Origin of the sequence: Cephaloticoccus primus (assembly GCF_001580015.1) — a bacterium.
Taxonomy (GTDB): Bacteria; Verrucomicrobiota; Verrucomicrobiia; order Opitutales; family Opitutaceae; genus Cephaloticoccus; species Cephaloticoccus primus.
Window position 1 is genome coordinate 1 of record NZ_LSZQ01000011.1, and the last position, 17,639, is coordinate 17,639.

Annotated in this window: 14 protein-coding genes, 1 tRNA gene and 1 riboswitch; of the genes, 12 read left to right on the forward strand and 3 right to left on the reverse strand. The window is 62.4% G+C overall.

Features of this window, described 5'->3' with window-relative positions; genetic code table 11:
• Positions 1-290 precede the first annotated feature (290 nt).
• Positions 291-405, reverse strand: a riboswitch (TPP riboswitch).
• Positions 406-921: 516 nt separating this feature from the next.
• Positions 922-1,368 (reverse strand): type 2 periplasmic-binding domain-containing protein, encoded by a 447-nt coding sequence (locus tag AXK11_RS00680; RefSeq protein ID WP_068628315.1) that lies wholly within the window; start codon positions 1,366-1,368, stop codon positions 922-924.
• A 68-nt stretch (positions 1,369-1,436) separates the two neighbouring features.
• Here AXK11_RS00680 and AXK11_RS00685 point away from each other — a divergent pair, with 68 nt between their 5' ends.
• From AXK11_RS00685 to hisC, 6 genes are all read left to right on the forward strand, one after another.
• A complete protein-coding gene (locus tag AXK11_RS00685; protein ID WP_068628478.1) occupies positions 1,437-2,267 on the forward strand; it encodes a sugar phosphate isomerase/epimerase family protein in 831 nt (276 codons plus the stop codon).
• A 373-nt stretch (positions 2,268-2,640) separates the two neighbouring features.
• Positions 2,641-3,324, forward strand: a complete 684-nt coding sequence (locus AXK11_RS00690) for a response regulator (RefSeq protein WP_068628317.1) — start codon at positions 2,641-2,643, stop codon at positions 3,322-3,324.
• 250 nt (positions 3,325-3,574) lie between these two features.
• Entirely contained in the window at positions 3,575-5,179 is a 1,605-nt protein-coding gene (locus tag AXK11_RS00695; protein ID WP_068628324.1) for a DEAD/DEAH box helicase, read from the forward strand.
• A 282-nt stretch (positions 5,180-5,461) separates the two neighbouring features.
• Complete coding sequence (locus AXK11_RS00700; RefSeq protein WP_068628326.1) at positions 5,462-6,964, forward strand: alpha-glucosidase/alpha-galactosidase; 1,503 nt, start codon at positions 5,462-5,464, stop codon at positions 6,962-6,964.
• Between the two features lie 443 nt (positions 6,965-7,407).
• On the forward strand, positions 7,408-8,046 hold the full coding sequence (locus AXK11_RS00705) for an HAD family hydrolase (RefSeq protein ID WP_231865707.1): 639 nt from the start codon (positions 7,408-7,410) through the stop codon (positions 8,044-8,046).
• A 53-nt stretch (positions 8,047-8,099) separates the two neighbouring features.
• Positions 8,100-9,224 (forward strand): histidinol-phosphate transaminase, encoded by a 1,125-nt coding sequence (gene hisC / locus AXK11_RS00710; RefSeq protein ID WP_068628327.1) that lies wholly within the window; start codon positions 8,100-8,102, stop codon positions 9,222-9,224.
• A gap of 92 nt (positions 9,225-9,316) precedes the next feature.
• Here the strand turns inward: hisC and AXK11_RS00715 are convergent, their stop codons facing one another.
• Entirely contained in the window at positions 9,317-10,417 is a 1,101-nt protein-coding gene (locus AXK11_RS00715; protein WP_068628329.1) for an L-threonylcarbamoyladenylate synthase, read from the reverse strand.
• A gap of 64 nt (positions 10,418-10,481) precedes the next feature.
• Positions 10,482-10,688, reverse strand: coding sequence for a bS18 family ribosomal protein (rpsR, locus tag AXK11_RS00720; RefSeq protein ID WP_068628331.1), 207 nt, complete (start codon positions 10,686-10,688; stop codon positions 10,482-10,484).
• Positions 10,689-10,836: 148 nt separating this feature from the next.
• Here rpsR and AXK11_RS00725 point away from each other — a divergent pair.
• From AXK11_RS00725 to aroC, 6 genes are all read left to right on the forward strand, one after another.
• Positions 10,837-10,910: transfer RNA gene (locus AXK11_RS00725), tRNA-Arg, on the forward strand.
• Positions 10,911-11,010: 100 nt separating this feature from the next.
• Positions 11,011-12,279, forward strand: a complete 1,269-nt coding sequence (locus tag AXK11_RS00730; protein WP_156469116.1) for a tyrosine-type recombinase/integrase — start codon at positions 11,011-11,013, stop codon at positions 12,277-12,279.
• Between the two features lie 250 nt (positions 12,280-12,529).
• Entirely contained in the window at positions 12,530-12,751 is a 222-nt protein-coding gene (locus AXK11_RS00735) for a helix-turn-helix domain-containing protein (RefSeq protein WP_068628335.1), read from the forward strand.
• Positions 12,748-13,845 carry an AAA family ATPase gene (locus tag AXK11_RS00740; protein ID WP_068628337.1) on the forward strand — a complete coding sequence of 366 codons (1,098 nt, stop codon included), beginning with the start codon at positions 12,748-12,750 and terminating at the stop codon, positions 13,843-13,845. The genes AXK11_RS00735 and AXK11_RS00740 overlap by 4 nt, the downstream gene beginning before the upstream one ends.
• A gap of 218 nt (positions 13,846-14,063) precedes the next feature.
• On the forward strand, positions 14,064-15,650 hold the full coding sequence (locus tag AXK11_RS00745) for a hypothetical protein (RefSeq protein ID WP_068628339.1): 1,587 nt from the start codon (positions 14,064-14,066) through the stop codon (positions 15,648-15,650).
• A gap of 792 nt (positions 15,651-16,442) precedes the next feature.
• Entirely contained in the window at positions 16,443-17,543 is a 1,101-nt protein-coding gene (gene aroC, locus AXK11_RS00750; protein ID WP_068628340.1) for a chorismate synthase, read from the forward strand.
• The last annotated feature ends 96 nt before the right edge of the window (positions 17,544-17,639 follow it).

Sequence of the window (17,639 nt, forward strand, 5' to 3'; positions counted from 1 at the left end):
CGCGACCTCGAAACGGTCGAGCTGCACGAAGTCGTCGGCCGCATCGAGTCCGCCACCGCGGGCGGACGGATGGGCCGCTTCGGCGGCGGCGGAGAGCTGCGCAGCGGGTGCCGAAAAAACGGCGTAGCTGGCAGCGGCGAGGAGCGCCGCGCGGCGGAGTAGGGGGATTCGCATGGGGAGCAGTGGGTCGAGGGTGATTGCCTGCTGCTCGTTCCCGATGCGGTCGCTCCAGCGAAAGGCGGCGCACGCGAGGGCGCGTGACCGGTGTGTTTTTTCGGCGCGCTCTCTACCTACGTGCGCCTGCTGTTTCCTTCGTCGGCATGATCCGTTTCAGGTTCGAAGGGTCCAGCAGCCGTATCGTGCCGCAATCTCAGCCCTCCGCGGAGGACACCCCTACAGGCGCGGTGAGGTGAACTTATTTATGCGGCCCGATGCAAGCCCGTTCTTTGTCGCTACCCACAAGAAGAGTCGAAGCTGACGAGCCGCCAGCGAGCGACTCGCCCAAAAGAAGGGGCGAAGCTCTGCGCGCAGCGGCAACGACGCTGCGGCCAATAAAATGGGTCCCTGACCCCGCGGGGGGCGGCAGGCGGTGCCTGCATCCATTTACTGTGCGGTTTGTTCATCGGGCCTTACGTCCGACAAACAAGCCGCACAGTTGGAAACTGCCCGACCAAAGGCCGACTTACCCCGTAAACCCTTTCGTCGCGCCCCAATGGGTTTCCGCTCCAGCCGCGTTTTGGGCTTCTGCCCCCGTCGCGAAACGACGGGGGGAGTGTCCGGTTAAATTTGGGAATCGTGTTTCGGCACGCAGTGCCGAAGCCGATTCCCAAATTAAATGGAAGTGGCGACCCGCCACCGCCCCACGCGCAGTGGGAGTCTTCGCCCCGTTTATTCTGGTGAGCTGAGCGCTCGTGTGTGGGCTCAGATGACCTGCTCGATTTGCGAGACCTTGCCCTCTTCAAAGACGAGTCGCAGCCGCAGCTCCACGCGGTCGGAGTACACGTCGGCCATGATCGGGATGTAGAGCGGGTAGTAAGTCTGGGTGACGGGGTTGTAGCGCAGGTAGCGGTGGTAGCCGAGGTGCTGCACGCCTTGGTAGTCGCGGTGGTAGGCGTTGTAGATCCAGACCTCCTTGCGCTCGGTGGCGGTGATGTGGTCGCTGCGCGAGTCGGGCGAGCCGATGGCGAGGAACACCATGTCGGGCGTGTAGCCGATATCGACGATGCCTGCGCGCACCTTGGCCTGCGTGTCGGGATCCAGCGTTTCAAATACTCCGGGCCGCTTGGAGAGTCGTTTCTCAAATGTGTTGCAGCCAGCCAGAAGCCCCAGCGTGGCGAAGATCAGAAGAAAGCGAAGAGTCGTCTTCATGCGGCGAAGGTTGGGCACTGCGGTGAGGCTTGGCAAACGAACTCATCCGCGGCCTTATGGGAGGCACGATGAGTGTGCGTACCCCTTTGGTGTCGGGCCTGGTCTCGATCACGTTCCGGAATCTGAATCCCACAGAAATTATCGAGCTCGTGCAGCGTGCGGAGCTGGAGGTGATCGAGTGGGGCGGCGATGTGCATGTGCCGCATGGCGACCTCGCCCGTGCGCGTGACGTGCGCGCCCGGACGCGCGACGCGGGCCTCGCGGTGGCGGCCTATGGGAGCTACTACCGCGCGGCGTACAGCGAGCAGGCACAGGCCGAAGGCCACGATGCGATCGAGTTTATGCGCGTGCTGGAGACGGCGGTGATGCTCGGGGCGCCTGCGATCCGCGTGTGGGCGGGCAGGCAGGGCTCTGCCGATGCGGAGGCTGCGGGCACGCGGTCGCGCGTAGTCGAAGACCTGGTGCGCATCGCCGAGCTGGCGGCGGGCGCGGGCGTGCAGGTGGCCACCGAGTTTCACGGAGGCACGCTCACCGATACCAACGAGAGTGCGCGCCGCCTTTTTTTCGAGGAGGCCATCCACCCGAACCTCTACAGCTACTGGCAACCGCCGGTGGGGATGAGCGAGGCGGACTGCCTGGCGGGGCTGCGCGCAATGGCGCCGAAGCTCTCGCACCTGCACGTGTTTCAATGGAGCCGCCGCGAAGGCGGAGGCACTGACGCCTACCCCTTGTCCGAGGGGGTGGGCCGCTGGCAGGAATTTCTGAGCGTAGCGGCCGCCGCCCCCGCTACTGCGCTTACGAAGCAGCGCGCCGCGATGCTGGAGTTTGTCCCCGGTGGGACTGCGGAGAGCTTCCTGCGCGAGGCACGGACTTTGCGCGGGCTGCTCGCTGCGCTTTAGCCGCCCTTCAGCTCTCGCGATTTGCGTTGCGTTGGGCTTGGCTTGGCTTGGCTTGGCTTGAGACTGCCGCGAGCAAGATATTTTGCCCTTTGGGCAAGGTGTTTTTCTATGTGTCGCAGCCCTCACTACCCCGATCCATTTCCCCAGTTATTCCCCTGCCTGGACGCCTGCGTCTTTTCCCTCCGGGAACGCCTTGATCGCACCAGATTTGATACGCGTTTTCTTCGGCACTTTCCCTCTGAAAAGGACTCTACTTATAAGGTACGCTTTATTACTTATGAATTCCTTCTTTTGGGGTAGATAGGCGGGAACATATGCATGTCTCCCCCTCACATCGAAGCGGGTTCTTTTTCTAACAACATCACTACTACTTATGCCATCCAAAACGGTCATCATCGAAGACGAGACGGTTTTCCGCCAAATGCTTAGCCTAGCTCTTAAAAAAGTTAGCGGCCTCCAGCTCGTAGGGGAGTTCTCTGATGGCCGAACCGGGCTTGACTTTTGTCTCCAGGAAAAACCGCAGCTCCTCGTCGTCGACATGTATCTGCCCGAGGTGCACGGCATGGAGATCGTCAAGGAAGTGCGTGCGCAGTCCCCCGGGACGCGGATCCTCGTACTCACCGGCCACCCCGATGGCGACCTGCCCGCCCGCCTGCTGCGCGCCGGAGTGCACGGCATGGTAGACAAGACCGCGCCGCTGAGCTACGTCCTCCAGGCCGTCGAGGCGGTGATGCGCGGCGGGATGTTCTTTGCGGCCAGCGTGCCCCCGATTCCGAACGCGGAGGACAAGCCCGAGCCGAGCTTCTACCGCACGCCGCACACCCAGCCGCCGCCGTCCGCGCCTTCGCTTGCCGCTGCCGCGACGCTCACGCCGCGCGAGCTCGAAATCGTGGGCCTCGTCAGCGAAGGCTTCTCCTCCAAGGAGGTCGCCGGCCAGCTCAACCTCAGCGTGCGCACGGTCGAGAAGCACCGCGCCAACGCGATGGAAAAGCTCGACGTGCACGACGTCGCCAGCCTCGTGCGCTACTGCATCAAGGCCGGCATCGTGACGGCCTGAGCGAGAGCGAAACGAAACTCCGGAGCGCACGCTCTCTTACGTGCGCTTCCCTTCCCCTTTACGGCGGGCATCAAAAGGCCCGCCGTTTTTTTTGTTTTTTGAAGAAGGGGAGGGAGAAGGGGCGCCCCCACCTCATCGAAGGCCAAGCCCCCAGACGCAGACGCGCTGGCAACGACAGCGCGCCAGATAAAACAAGGGTCGAAGACCCCTTGCAATGAAGGGGGAAGCCCTGAAACCTCGCTGGCTTCCTATGTTTAAGAAGATCATTGCGGCTGTGCGCGGAGCCTTCGCTCCCGCCAAGTCAGCCGATAAAAAGAAACGCCCGAGCGCGGGCGGTAAAACCGCTACTCCTGCCAACCCCAAAAACCGCAGCTCACGCGGTGCGAAGAACAGTGGCCCCGCTGGGGCGAGTGATCGCGCGCGGAGCACTGGCAAGCCGCGCTCCGAGGGCCGCAGCCCGCGCCCCTCCCGAGGCAGCGGCGGCGAGCGCGCTGAGCGTCCCGACGGTGATGCGCCGCGCCGCAAACGCGGCGGGGCCCGCTCCGGCTCCGGTGCGGCGAAGTCCTCGCCACGCTCCCGCCGCGACAGCGATTTCGAGCACCCGCGCCGCGAGCCGATCAAGCCCGCCGTGCCGATCGATGTGCCCAAGATGGACACCGCGTTTTCCGCGCTCGGCCTCTCCGATCCGCTCGCCTACGCCGTGCAGGAAAAGGGCTACACCGAGCCTACGCCGATTCAGGCCCAGTCGATCCCCGTGATCCTCGAAGGCCGCGACCTGATCGGCTCGGCGCAGACCGGCACGGGCAAGACTGCCGCCTTTGCGCTGCCCATCATCCAGCGGCTCGGCACTCACGGCTCGCTGCGTTGCCTCGTCCTGGAGCCCACGCGCGAGCTCGCGCTCCAGGTGGAGGAAGCGTTTCAGCACTACGCCAAGTTTACCGACCTGAATGTCACGATCGTCTACGGCGGTGTGGGCTACGGGAAGCAGGTCGAGGATCTGCGCCGCGGGATGGACATCCTCGCGGCCACGCCCGGGCGACTGCTCGACCACCTGGAGCAGGGCAACTGCTCGCTGGCCGACGTCGATATCCTCGTCCTCGACGAGGTCGACCGGATGCTCGACATGGGCTTCCTGCCCGACGTGAAGCGTATCGTCCAGCAGACGCCCGCTTCGCGGCAGACGCTCTTTTTCACCGCGACGCTCCCGCCGGAAATCGCCTCGCTGGCAGGCTGGGCGCTGCGCGATCCGGTGAAGGTCGAGATAGGCCGCCAGCGCTCGCCTGCGGAGACTGTCGCGCATGCGTTTTACCCGGTCGTCGCTTCGCAGAAGTTTGATCTCCTGCAACGGCTCCTTGAGCAGACCGAGTTTAAGAGCGTGATCGTCTTTACCCGCACGCGGATGGGCGCAGACCGGATCGCCGCGCGGCTCCGCGAGAGCGGCCACACGGTCGGCGTGCTGCACTCCGACCGCAGCCAGCGCGAGCGCGTCGAGGCGCTCCAGGGGTTTAAGAGCGGGCAATTTGAAGTGCTCGTCGCGACCGACATTGCGGCGCGCGGGCTCGACATCGCGGGCGTGTCTCACGTGGTGAATTACGACGTGCCCGAAAATGCCGAGGACTACGTGCACCGCATCGGCCGCACGGGCCGCGCGCAGACCAGTGGAGATGCCTTTACGCTCGTGACCGAGGAAGACGTGCGCGATGCCCGCTCGATCGAGCGCTACATGGGCGTGAGCGTAGAGCGCAAAAAAATCGACGGCTTCCCCTACATCTACTCCGCGCTCTTCGACGAAACTGTCGCGGGCAACACCGAGCCCAAGCCCGCCAGCCGCCTGCACCGCGGCGTCCGCCGCTAAGGCGGCGGGCGCATCCCCGCCGGCCATTTACACGCGCGACTCGGGGAGCACCGCAAACTGAGCGTCTCCGCTGGCGCGTTGGCCGGGGGCAGTCGGCTTGGCGGAGGGGCTGCACAAATCGGCCCTCCCCCCGCGTTGGCGGGGAGGGAGTGTGCTGCGTGCAACATCGTGTCGCGTGAGCGTAAGTGGAAGGGAGGCGCTGTCCCCCTCCGTAAAAACAATACGTGGCCTGAGTAATCTCACTTGTAGTTGCAGTGTGCTTCGTCTTTTGCACGCCGCGCCATGCCCCCAAAAAAATCCGCCCCCAAGACTCCCTCGCTAAAAATCGCCTTCATCGGCGCCGGCTCCATCGGGTTTACCCGCAAGCTGGTCGCTGATCTTTTGACCGTGCCTGAGTTCGCCAACATCGAGCTCAGCTTCACGGACATCAACAAACGCAACCTCGATATGGTGGCCGAGATCTGCCGCCGCGATATTGCCGCCAATGGCTTGAAAACCAAAATCCGCGCGACGACCAATCGGCGCGATGCCCTGCGCGACGCGAACTATGTGTTCTGCGTGGTGCGCATCGGCGGGATCGAGGCCTTCCAGTACGATATCGAGATCCCGCTCAAGTACGGCATCGACCAGTGCGTGGGCGACACGCTCTGCGCGGGTGGGATCATGTACGGCCAGCGCGGCATCGCCGCGATTCTCGACTTTTGTAAAGACATCCGCGAAGTCGCCGCGCCGAACTGCCTGCTGCTCAACTATGCCAACCCGATGGCGATGATGACCTGGGCGGCCACCGTCTATGGCGGCGTGCGCACGGTCGGCCTTTGCCACGGCGTGCAGGGCGGGATCTGGGCCATGTCGCAAGTGCTCGGCGTCGAGGAGAGCGAAGTGGATGTCATCTGCGCGGGGATCAACCACCAAACCTGGTACACCACGGTGCGCGTTAACGGGCGCGATGTTTCGACCGAAGAGCTGCTCGCGGCCTTCGAGCGGCACCCCATCCAGTCAAAGACGGAGAAGGTGCGCATCGATATGATCCGCCGCTTCGGCCACTATTCGACCGAGTCGAACGGGCACTTGAGCGAGTACCTCCCCTGGTACCGCAAGCGGCCGGGCGAGATCAAAAAGTGGATTGGCTACGATAGCTGGATTCAGGGCGAGACCGGCGGCTACCTGCGCGTCGTGACCGAAGGGCGCCACTGGTTCGAAGAGGAGTTTGGCGGCGGGAAGCGCCCCGAACCGTTCAAGTTTACCCCGGAAAATCGCAGCGCCGAACACGGCAGCCACATCGTTGAGGCCCTCGAAACGGGCCGCGTCTACCGGCACCACTTCAACCAGGTAAACGGCAACACGATCTCCAACCTGCCCGCCGATGCGATCATCGAGGCACCGGGCTTCGTTGACCGCTTCGGGATCAATATGCCCCAGTACGGCGACTTGCCGCTGGGCTGCGCCGCCGTGTGCAACGCGAGCATCTCCGTGCAGCGCCTCGCAGTCGAGGCTGCCGTAAAGGGCGACATCCAGTTGCTGCGCCAGGCGATGCTGATCGACCCGCTCGTCGGCGCAGTCTGTAACCCGCCCGAAGTCTGGCAGCTCGTGGACGAGATGCTCGTCGCCCAAGCGCAGTGGCTGCCGCAATACGGCAAGGCCATCCGCGAAGCGAAGGCGCGTCTCGCAAAAGGCCCGCTGATCAAGACCAGGGAAGGCTACAGGGGCGCCGCCCGAAAGAAGGTGCGCAGCAACGCCGAAATCCGCGCCCAGGAAAAGGCCAACCCGCGCGCCGGCCATTGAGAAGCGACGCGCAATAAAAACGGGTCGAAGCCGACGGCGCACCAACGAGTGCGCCGCCAGATGAAAGAGCCGCGCGCATAATAAACGGGTCGAAGACCTCACTGCGCGTGGGGCGGTGGCGTGGCGCCACGTGCCATTGAATTTGGGAATCGGCCTCGGCGCGTAGCGCCGAAGCTCGATTCCCAAATTGAAAGGACTTCCTCCCTGTCGTTTTACGACAGGGAGTGGGGCATTAAATGCGAATGAAGCGGAAACCCATTGGGGCGAGTTCTTAGGTTAACGGGTAAATGCTGTTTGAGTCTGTAACCCTGATCGGAGATCGGGGCATTCCCAACTGTGCGGTTTGCTGCCGTGCGGAACGCACGGCAGCAAACCGCACAGTAAATGGCAGGGGACACCGTCCCCCGCCCCACGCGTAGTGGGAATAAAACAGTCGAAGCCCTTTGCGGCCTTTGATCGAGTGGGCGGCGATCATGCAGCTCAACATCCCTGAAGGCGACTTCGCAGGCTACATCTTCGATCTCGACGGCACGTTGGTGAACACCATGCCGCTGCACTACTTCGCGTGGCGCGACACGCTGCGCGAGTTTGGCCTGAAGCCCGTCCTCGACGAAGCGCTCTTCTACGCGCAAGGCGGCTCGCCCACCGAGAAGGTCGTGCAGACGTTTAACGCGCACTACGGCACGAGCTTTGACCCCATCACCGTACGCGATGCCAAGGAGCTGCGCTTTGTCGATATGCTCTCCGAGGCCAAACTCATTGAGCCCGTCGTCGCGTTTGCGCGGGCCCGCGCCGCCGAGGGCCGCCCCGTCAGCGTGGCTTCCGGCGGGCTGCGCCACATCGTCCGCGATACGCTGCACGCGCATGGCCTCGCCGAGCTTTTCCCCGTGATCGTGACGGCCGATGATGTCGCTCACGGCAAGCCTGCGCCGGACACCTTTCTGCTGGCCGCCGAAAAAATGGGCGTGCCGCCCGAGCAGTGCCTCGTCTTTGAGGACGCCGCGCTCGGCATCCGCGCCGCCGAAGCGGCGGGCATGCGCTGGGTCGAGGTGCCGCCCATTCCACTGGTGCACACAGACTGAGCTCAGCGCACGCTTGCTGCGCGAAGCTGCGGCTCTCTCCATAGGCACTTGCCATGACTACGCTCGCCGCCCTCGCTCGCCCCGAAGTGGAGAAACAGCCCGTCTACGAACCGGGGAAACCCATCGAAGATGTGGCCCGCGAGCTCGGGCTCGACGTGCACCACATCGTCAAGCTGGCCTCCAACGAAAATCCCTTTGGCGGCTCGCCGCTTGGGCTCGCCGCGGCCCAGCGCGCGCTCGCGCAGGCGGAGCTTTACCCCGACGGCGATTGTGTCGCGCTGCGGGCGCGCCTCGCCCAGCACTGGGGCCTCTCGCCTCGCCAGTTTGTGATTGGTAACGGCTCCAACGAAATCATCGAGCTGCTCGGCCACGTGTTTTTGCGCGCGGGTGACGAGGTCGTCATGGGCGATTGCGCGTTTGTCGTTTACCGGCTCGTCACGCTGCTTTTTGGTGCCAAGCCCGTCACCGTGCCGATGCGGCTCGACCGCGCTCACGACCTCGACGCGATGGCGGCCGCGGTGACGCCGCGCACGCGCCTTGTTTTCGTCGCTAGCCCGAACAACCCGACTGGCGCTGCGCATTCGCCCGCCGAGCTCCTCGACTTCGCGCGCGCGCTGCCCGGGCACGTCGTCCTCTGTGTGGACGAGGCCTATGCGGAGTATCTCGATCCGGCTGCCGCGCCCGACTTGCGGCCGCTGCTCGCAGAAGGGCGGGCGGGGCGAGCGGGCGGGCACGTGATTGGTCTGCGCACGTTTTCAAAAATCTACGGGCTGGCCGGACTGCGGATCGGCTACGGCTACGCGAGCGAGGCGCTCGCCGCGCTGCTCAATCGCGTGCGCCAACCGTTTAACGTGAATGCGATTTCGCAGGCAGCGGCGTGCGCTGCACTGGGCGACGTGGACTTCGTCGCACGCTGCCGCCGCGAAAATGCGGCGGGCCTGCGCCAGCTCGCCGCCGGGCTGGATGCGCAGCGCGTCGAGTATGCGCCCAGTGTCGCCAACTTTCTGCTGATCAAGGTGGGCGACGGCGCACGCTGTTTTCAGTGGATGCAGACGCAGGGGATGATCGTCCGGCCTGTCGCAGCTTACGGTTTACCCGAGTGGATCAGGCTGACCGTCGGTACGGCTGAGCAAAACGCGCGCTTCCTCGGCCTGCTCGCCGAGTTTCTCAAAAGCTGAATCTCTCACGGCGGTCTTTTCGGCGGCGAGCGGCGCAGCGAAATTCTCGAACGGCTGCACCGGCGCGCCGTCCGGTAATTCGTTCGTTGGTGCTACTCGCGCTGGCTTGCGCGCAGGAGCCGGTCGTTGATGGCCGTGCTCAGAATCCCGCTTGGCGCGCGCTCGACATGAAGCGTTTTAAAACCTGCTGCATCGAGTTCACGCAGCTTGGCGAAGAGTCGGCGCGCGGCCTCTTCCTGGTCGCCAGTCGCTGTCAGCCAGTCGCGGTGAGCCTGCCCTTTGGGCTGATCAGCAGGCGGCTTGCTGAAGTAGAGAAGCGCTTCGGTCGGCCTGCTCGTGGCCGCCAGCTCCGAAGGGATTTTTTCGTGAAGAATGACTTGGGCGCGCGGACTGTAGTGGCGGCTGAGCTGCCCGGGCGCGACCTGGCCGGCGGGCTCGGCATTGCTGCGCTGTGCAGGGACTCTGGCGCGCGCGGCAGTCGCGCTGCTGGAGCTGGTGGTAAAATCGCTCACGGCGCAGCCGGCGACTTGCGCGAGCTGCGCGGCACTGATCGCGCCCGGGCGCAGGATGCGCAGTCGCTGTTCATCTCGGGCGTCCAAGATCGTGGACTCCAGCCCGATCTCGCAGGGGCCGCCGTCGAGTATCGCGCTGATCTTGCCGCCGAGGCCGGCCTTTACATGTGCGGCACTTGTCGGGCTCACGTAGCCGAAGGGATTGGCACTGGGCGCCGCGAGCGGGAGCCCGCAGGCCGCGAGCAGTTTTAGAAACAGCGGGTGCCGCGGCATCCGCACCGCCACGCTGTCGCGCCCGGCAGTGACGATGCACGGGACGGCTTCCGTTTTGGGCAAAACGAGAGTGAGTGGTCCCGGCCAAAATGCGCGCGCGAGTTTTTGGGCGATTGTTCCCGCTCGGGCGATTTGTGCGAGTTGCGCGATGTCGTGGATGTGGACGATTAACGGGTCGCTGTGGGGGCGCCCTTTGGCATCAAAAATTTTAGCGCAGGCCTCGGCATCGAGCGCGTTGGCCGCCAGGCCGTAGACCGTCTCGCTGGGCACCGCCACGAGCTCGCCCGCCGCGAGCCTCCGCGCGAGCTGTGCGAAGTTTCGTGCCGTGCTGCGATACGTGCGCGTGACCGCAGTGCGCGCGTGAGAGGCGGACGTGGAGCGGTCGCCGTTGAAACCTGTGGGCGGCATGGCACAAAAAAACCGGAGACTTCAGGCTCCGGTTGGGGAAGAGGGCGTTTTCGCGATTCGGGGCTCAGAGCCCCAGCAGTGTGTTGCGCGATTGCTTGATCGTGCGGGTGACGGCGCGCTGCTGTTTGGCCGAGAGATGCGTGTACTTGCGCGGCAGGATTTTGCCCGTGTCGGTGACGTAGCGGCTCATCAACTCCGGCGCAGTGAAGGGGAATTTCTCGGGCGTCAGGCTCTGTTGTTGTGGCGGCTGCGTGTCTACGGAAGTGCTCATGGGTGCTCTGCGGTGATTCTTGAAAAAAGTGGGAGGCGGATCAGACGCGGGGAGAAGCCGACCTGTCAACGCGCATTTTGCACGCACGCGAGAGCGCGTGCGTGAGGGTTGACAGCCGCGGGGGCCTGCCCGTTGATCGGGCGCACTGGGGGCCGTAGCTCAATTGGATAGAGCTGCTCCGTCCTAAGGAGAGGGTTGTGGGTTCGACTCCCGCCGGCCCCAGTATGATTATCAACGATTTATGAAATTTTAAAGAAATTCCTACACGGTTACTATCAGAAATGGCTTGAGTTGTGCAGGGGGTGTTGCGTGGTTGCAGGGCATGGCACAGGACGCAGGCAACGGGCTGGCGGTGTGGGAGTATCCGAAGAAGTCGGGGATTCGGATTCGCCCGATTTTTAATCGGAGTGCGGGAGCGGCGTTTTCGATTTCCTACCGAGTCGAGGTTCCCGCTAGGGTCACGGGCAGGGGGAGGCTGTTTAAGCAGTTCAAGCGGCGCGAGGATGCGGAGGCGTGGGCAGATCGGGCACTGCGCGGGCAGCGCTTGGAGGGCGAGGGGTTCTTTGAGCTGACGGATGCGGAGCGGGGAGAGGTGGCGGTCAATATGCCATTGTTGCGCGAGCGGGGGATCAGCCTGACGGAGGCGGTGCAGTTTGTGCTTGAGCGGATGAGGCCACGGGAGCTGAGGAAGCCTGTGGCGGAGGTGGTGGAGGAGTTGGTCGCCAGCAAGGAGCAGCGGTTTGAGCGGGGAGATTTGCGCGAGGCGAGCTACCGCGATTTTAGCTACAGGACGCGAAAGTTTGCGGCTTCTATGGGCGAGCGATTGGCCGATGAGGTCACAGGGGCGGACATCAAGGGGTGGCTTAATGCTTTGAAGCGTGGGCCACGCACGAATGCTAACTATCTGGCGGTTATCGGGGAGGTCTTCCGCTATGCGGTGCAGAAGAAGTATGTGCTGAGCTCGCCGCTGGATGAGCTGACGGATGTGGAGCGCAAGGAGCTGTGCGGGACGGGAGACCCGAAGGAGCCGAGCATCTTGACCGTGGATGAGGCGCAGCGGTTGCTAAACGCGGCTTTGGCGAGCCCTGAGTTGGGTATGCTGGGGGTGGTGGTGCTCGCGCTGTTTTGTGGGCTGCGAACGGAGGAGATCAAGCGGCTGGAGTGGGAGGACGTGCGGATGAGTGAGGAGTCGCCTGTCGTTATGGTGGGGGCCAAGATCGCGAAGAAGAGGCGCATCCGCCATGTGGAGATCCCGCCGGTGGCGTTGGCGTGGCTGTCCCTCGTGCCTAACCGCACGGGAGAGGTGACGCGTAACGAGCATGGTAACGACTACCAGAGGCGCTTCCTGAAGCTCCACAATCGGGCGGGCTTTGCCAAGTGGGAGGCCAATGCCATGCGGCATTCGTTTGGCTCCTACCACTACGCCTTGCACGGTAACCCGCTGGAGACTTCGCGGCTACTGGGCCACAAGGCGAGCGATGAGGTGCTCTTTTCCCACTACCGCGCTTTGGTGACCAAGGAGCAGGCCGAGCGGTACTTCGCCATATCCCCGCCAAAGACAGCGGGCAATGTCCTGCAATTCTGCGCTTAGAGGTAGTGGTTTTCGGTTATATTCGGTGGTTTTTGTATATATATATAGGTTTTCGTAGGATTTGAAATCACCGTGGGGTTAGGGAGAGGGGGGGGCTTTGGGCGCCAGTAAAAAAAATGCAACTGTGTGCTATTTTTTTCTTGTTAAGGATTTATTGGTTATAATTGTAACCAGTGCTCCGGGGGTTTCGGAGTGCGGCCATTTGGGCCGATAACCTTAAGCTAAATTACTAGCGAGCTGAAAGTAAGTTATGACCAATAACAACCTCCTGCCTGAGAAGGCAGTTTTCAATCGCAGCAACCCGTCGGTCAACATGACCTTGAAGGAAGCTGCTTCTTATGTGGCGTGTTCGCCGCGTAAACTTCGGGACTTGGTGCTGACGCGCCGCGTGAAGCATGCACGCGTGGGCTCCAAGATCGTAATCCGCCGTGAGTGGCTCGATGCGTTCCTCGAAAAAGGAGGTGCGCGATGATCGCTACTCAAATCGATACCAACATGTTGCAGAAGGGGGGAGCCGCCGAGGAGGGCGGCCACCTCATGACTCTGCCCGAGATAGTGCCGATTGATCAAATCGCTCCGCCGGTCTTGGCTGAGCCGCCGCCGCCATTGTCACTTGCCGAAGGTATGATTACATTGGCTGAACTGTATGAGGCGGATATACCCGAACCAGAGTCCTTAGTCGGCTCGTGGTGGCTTGAGGAAAATATTGGCTTTCTCTATGGCGAACGCGGGAGAGGAAAATCTTGGATGGGGCTTAACTTGGCTTGCTGTCTTGCTGAGGGGCGAGATTGCGGGCCGTGGCGTATCTCCAAGCCCCGTCGAGTCCTCTATGTAGATGGCGAAATGAATGTGAGTGCTATACGAAAGCGTATCAGGGCAATGGGGCAGAGCCCCGATGCTCCCCTCCACTTGTTGAGTCGTAAGTATCGTGTTGGCAGGAGACGAATAGCTTCACTGGACCTGACTGATCCTAGTGTGCAGAAAGAGCTTCTCGAGTTGTGCTGGAAGCATAAGATTGAGGTTCTCATCCTTGATAATCACTCATGCTTATTCTTTGGCATAAGGGAGAATGATGCCGATGACTGGGGGCAGGTTTTGAACTTCCTGCAAGAGATGCAGGCCTTAGGAGTATCACCTTGCATTGTTCACCATGCGGGGCGGGCTGGTGGTCACATGCGTGGAACGAGTCGGCGTGAGGACGGCGCTGACTGGATGATGCAAGTGGCCGCAACCGATGACAATGAGCCGCCTGAAGCAGGGTATAAAACAAAGTTCGTCAGCGAGTTTACCAAGAGCCGCACTGGCATAGGCGAAGACGCTGGGCCTTGGGAATGGACTTACGAGACCCCAGCGGAAGGGGAGGCAACCACTATCCGCTGGAGCCTCTTAAGTAGGCTAAAAGTCTTCGTTAAACATATCGAAGAGGGCTTGGAGCAATGCTCAGAGATTGCCGAAGCAATGGGAGTGCGCAATGACATAGTTTCCAAGCTAGCTAAAAAGGCCGCTGAGCAAAACCTCATCAAAATTGAGGGCAGCGGAAATCGAAAGCGGTACCTACTTCGGTGAGTTCCAAGCTCCCTTAATCGCTCTTCGTTGCTCGTTGCATCCCCTTAGGCGCACAATGGGCAACGAAGGGCTGAAAAAGCAGGGGGAGAAGGCGTTTCTCCCTCTGAGAACACGGGAACGAAGGGGCTGAGAGCATGGAAACGAGAGGCCCTGAAATAGGGCCAAAAACAGCCCCTTCGTTTCCACTAATCTTTGTCGATTCATCGGCCTGAAAAGCCATGTCATTAGACCTAACGAAGCTTGAGAATGTGCGCGAGCGGGGAGCCTGCATCAGAGCCGCTTGCCCCGCTTGCCGTGAGGTGGGAGCGGACAAGAAGGGCGAGCACCTGTTCATTTGTGAGGACGGCAAGTTTGGCTGTGTCGCCAACCAAGGGGAGGCGGGCAGGGAACACCGCCGCCGTATCTACGCGCTGGCGGGGGAGAAGAAGTCGCGCTTGCCGTTCCTGACTTGCTACTCGGTGCGCCCCGCTGGGCCGCCGAAGTCCAAGCCGGTCGCCGAGCCGAGCCCAAAACGCGAGGTGAAGTTTCCTGCGCTGCGCAGGCCTACCGCCGAGGAGCTCGCCACAATCGCTCGTGTGCGCGGCTGGCCGCATGCTGATGGTCTGGAGGTACTCGCCCAACGCGAAATGCTGTTTACTTGCTCGCTGTGGGATGACGGGCGGGAGTGGCCTGCATGGCTCGTGACCGATCCCACGCGCCGCAATGCACAAGCACGCCGGATGGATGGGCAGGTATGGAGAAGTATTGGTAGCGGTAACGCGAAGGCCAGGTCTGTGACTGGGACGACGGCCAAGCGTTGCATAGGGGCGTCCCTGATTGGCGAGCAGACCAAGGAGGTCTGGCTGATGGAGGGCACGCCTGACCTGTGCGCCGCGCCTATCTTGGCTAAGGGCGTGGGGCTCGATCTGAACACGCTGGCCTTTGTGTGTATGACTGGTGCGGGTAATGATCTGCACGCCGAAGACCTGCCCCACTTTCGCGGCAAGCCTGTAGTAATCGCCGTACACAACGATATCCCCCGCGGAGAGGGAGCCAAGGCGGCCCAAAGGTGGGCGGCGCAACTGCGAGCGGCGGGAGCAGGGCCAGTCACAGGCTTCGATTTCTCGGCGTACGCCTGCAAAGACCTGAGCGACTACCTCGCGCTTGAGCGGCGAGCAAAAGAGTCGGCGGCGCAAGTGAAGGGGCGGGAGCTGGCCGATGCGGCTAAAGAGGCCACCGCTACGAAGACGACCGTGCCAGAAACCAAAAAAAGAGACCCCGCCGGGGGAAACGCACCTGCGATTGCTCGCAGTCCCTTCCCTAACGTCCGAAACGGCAGCGGGGTCAGGGCGAACGGAACACAACAATCGCTCCCTGTCGAGTCTATTAATTCCCCGCGTGAAATGGTTGAGGGGCTCACCTCACCGAGTCGGAGCCAAGAGACAAACAAGGACGCTCGGAGCCGGGGCCCCTCTAGGGAACACCTTGTTCAACGGTGGCAGCTTGCCAAGCCGCAAGGCGAACAAGATGAGGCGCATTCTAAGTGCCCCCGCCTTCTCCCCACGGTGGATGGCAGTTCGGGTAACCGAACTCGTCCACCAAACGTGCGAAACGGAGAGGCCCAAGGCGGGAGCGGCGACAGTGGAACAAGGCAAGCCAGCCCTGTCAAGGCGGGCTCGGTGCCCGCTGGCTCTGCAAATGGTCAGGTGCAAGGCTCGCCGGTCGGTGGCGAGCAAGGCATCCTCACGTCACTTGGTGCCACTGCCACCAGTATCTTTGGTTACGAGAACTCTTGGCCTGAGTTTCCCCTGTGTAAATCAGCCTGACACTACACTTGGCGGCGAGGGAGCCAGGCGCGAAAGCACGGTGGTAATGGATGGGTGTCCCCTTTGCGTAACGCCGCGCTCGCGTTAGGCAAGGGAGCGTGAATCCCCGCTTTGCCGAACTCATGCTGCGCGAACTGGCTGAGGGGGGAGCGTCGCATTGGGATTGGGGCGGTGCAGTGCTCGGCGTAGTTGTAGTTTGGGCGATCAGCTCAAAGAGCCACCGCAAGAGGGGAGCGTATCATCCCCGCGTAACAGTGCCAAACCCTGCCACAGGCAGGCGGTGGCTGCAAAAGGCAGGGCATAGTAGAACGGAGTAACCAAGCGGCATCGGTCACGGCCTAATTTTGGTAAAACGGGTATAGTATTTTTTTCTGAGGCCGAATGGCGGCGCGTGTCTGCCGTCCGCTAAAAAGCCTGAACGCCTTCCCAAGCAGTTGGGTAGGCCCTTCCAAAACCCGACTGGCTCCGACTGGTGCGTTGAGGAGGCGGCTGCGCTCAGGTTGATAGGAATCTGGTAGGAGAGGATTTTCCTATCAAATTCCTATCAGATTTATTGCCTAATCCTGCCTGTCTAAGGTGTGTCGTGCATTCTTGATAATTTTGTAAATCGTTGTTGGTTATTATATAATGCTATTTTTCAATAATTTAAAAACTTGCCCAATTCGATTTCGACTCCCGCCGGCCCCAGGTGTCTACGGAGGGCGTTGCGCTGTGCGCGGGGCATAAAAAACGGAGGGGTGGGGCCTAATACTCTCGCCGAGGGGCGGTTGGGGAGCGCAGCGTCGGGGCGTTATGGGTAACAGTTTTGGAACGCTTTTTCGGATCACGACTTGGGGCGAGAGTCACGGTGCGGGTGTCGGTGTGGTGATTGATGGTTGCCCGCCCAATTTGCCGATCACGGCAGAGGAAATCCAGGTGGAGCTGGACCGGCGGCGGCCCGGGCAGAGCAGCATCGTCACTCCGCGCAAGGAGGCGGACTCGCTGGAGATCCTCTCGGGACTCTACGAGGGGCGCACGACTGGCACGCCGATTTCGATCCTCGTGCGCAACACTGACCAGCGGCCTTCGGCTTACGATGAGATGCTCGAAAAGTATCGCCCGTCGCATGCCGACTACACGTATCAGGCGAAGTTTGGGCGGCGCGATCCGCGCGGTGGCGGGCGCAGCTCGGCGCGCGAGACGGTCGGGCGCGTGGCGGCGGGAGCCATTGCCAAAAAAATCCTGTCGTTGGGCGCTGCGGTCGAGGTTCGCGCCTACGTCGCCCAGGTGCAGGATATCGCGATGGCGCCGCTGGCAGGTTTTCCCGCACTCGCCGATGTCGAGGCCAACGCGGTGCGCTGCCCCGATCCGGTGGCGGCGCAGCGGATGATCGAGCGCATCAAGGAAGTGCGTTCGCAGGGCGACTCGGTCGGCGGTGTCGTCGAGTGCCGCGTGCGCGGCTTGCCCGCTGGGCTCGGCGTGCCGGTCTTTGACCGGCTGGAGGCCGATCTTGCGAAGGCCATGCTTTCGCTGCCCGCGAGCAAGGGCTTCGAGGTCGGCAGCGGTTTTGCGGGCACGCTGCTCAAGGGCTCCGAGCACAACGACCCTTTCGTCATCCGCGAGGGCCGCGTGCGCACGGCCAGCAACCGCTCGGGCGGCGTGCAGGGCGGCATCAGCAACGGCGAGGAGCTGTTCTTCCGCACGGCGTTTAAGCCTACGGCCACAATCCTGCGTCCGCAAAAAACCGTCGACATCCACGGGGCCGAAACCGAGCTCGCCGCGCGCGGGCGGCACGACCCGTGCGTCTTGCCGCGCGCGGTACCGATCATTGAGGCGATGACGGCTCTGGTACTCCTCGATCACTGGATGCGCGATAGTGCGCAAAATCGGGCTTTCGAGTTTTCGCTTTCTTAAGACAAACGCCGCCCAATTTTCGCTACGTTTGCGTGCGCGCTGTCCGACGCCGTCGAGAACCAACAAGCGCAAGTCGGGTTTCCATTTGGCCGCGCG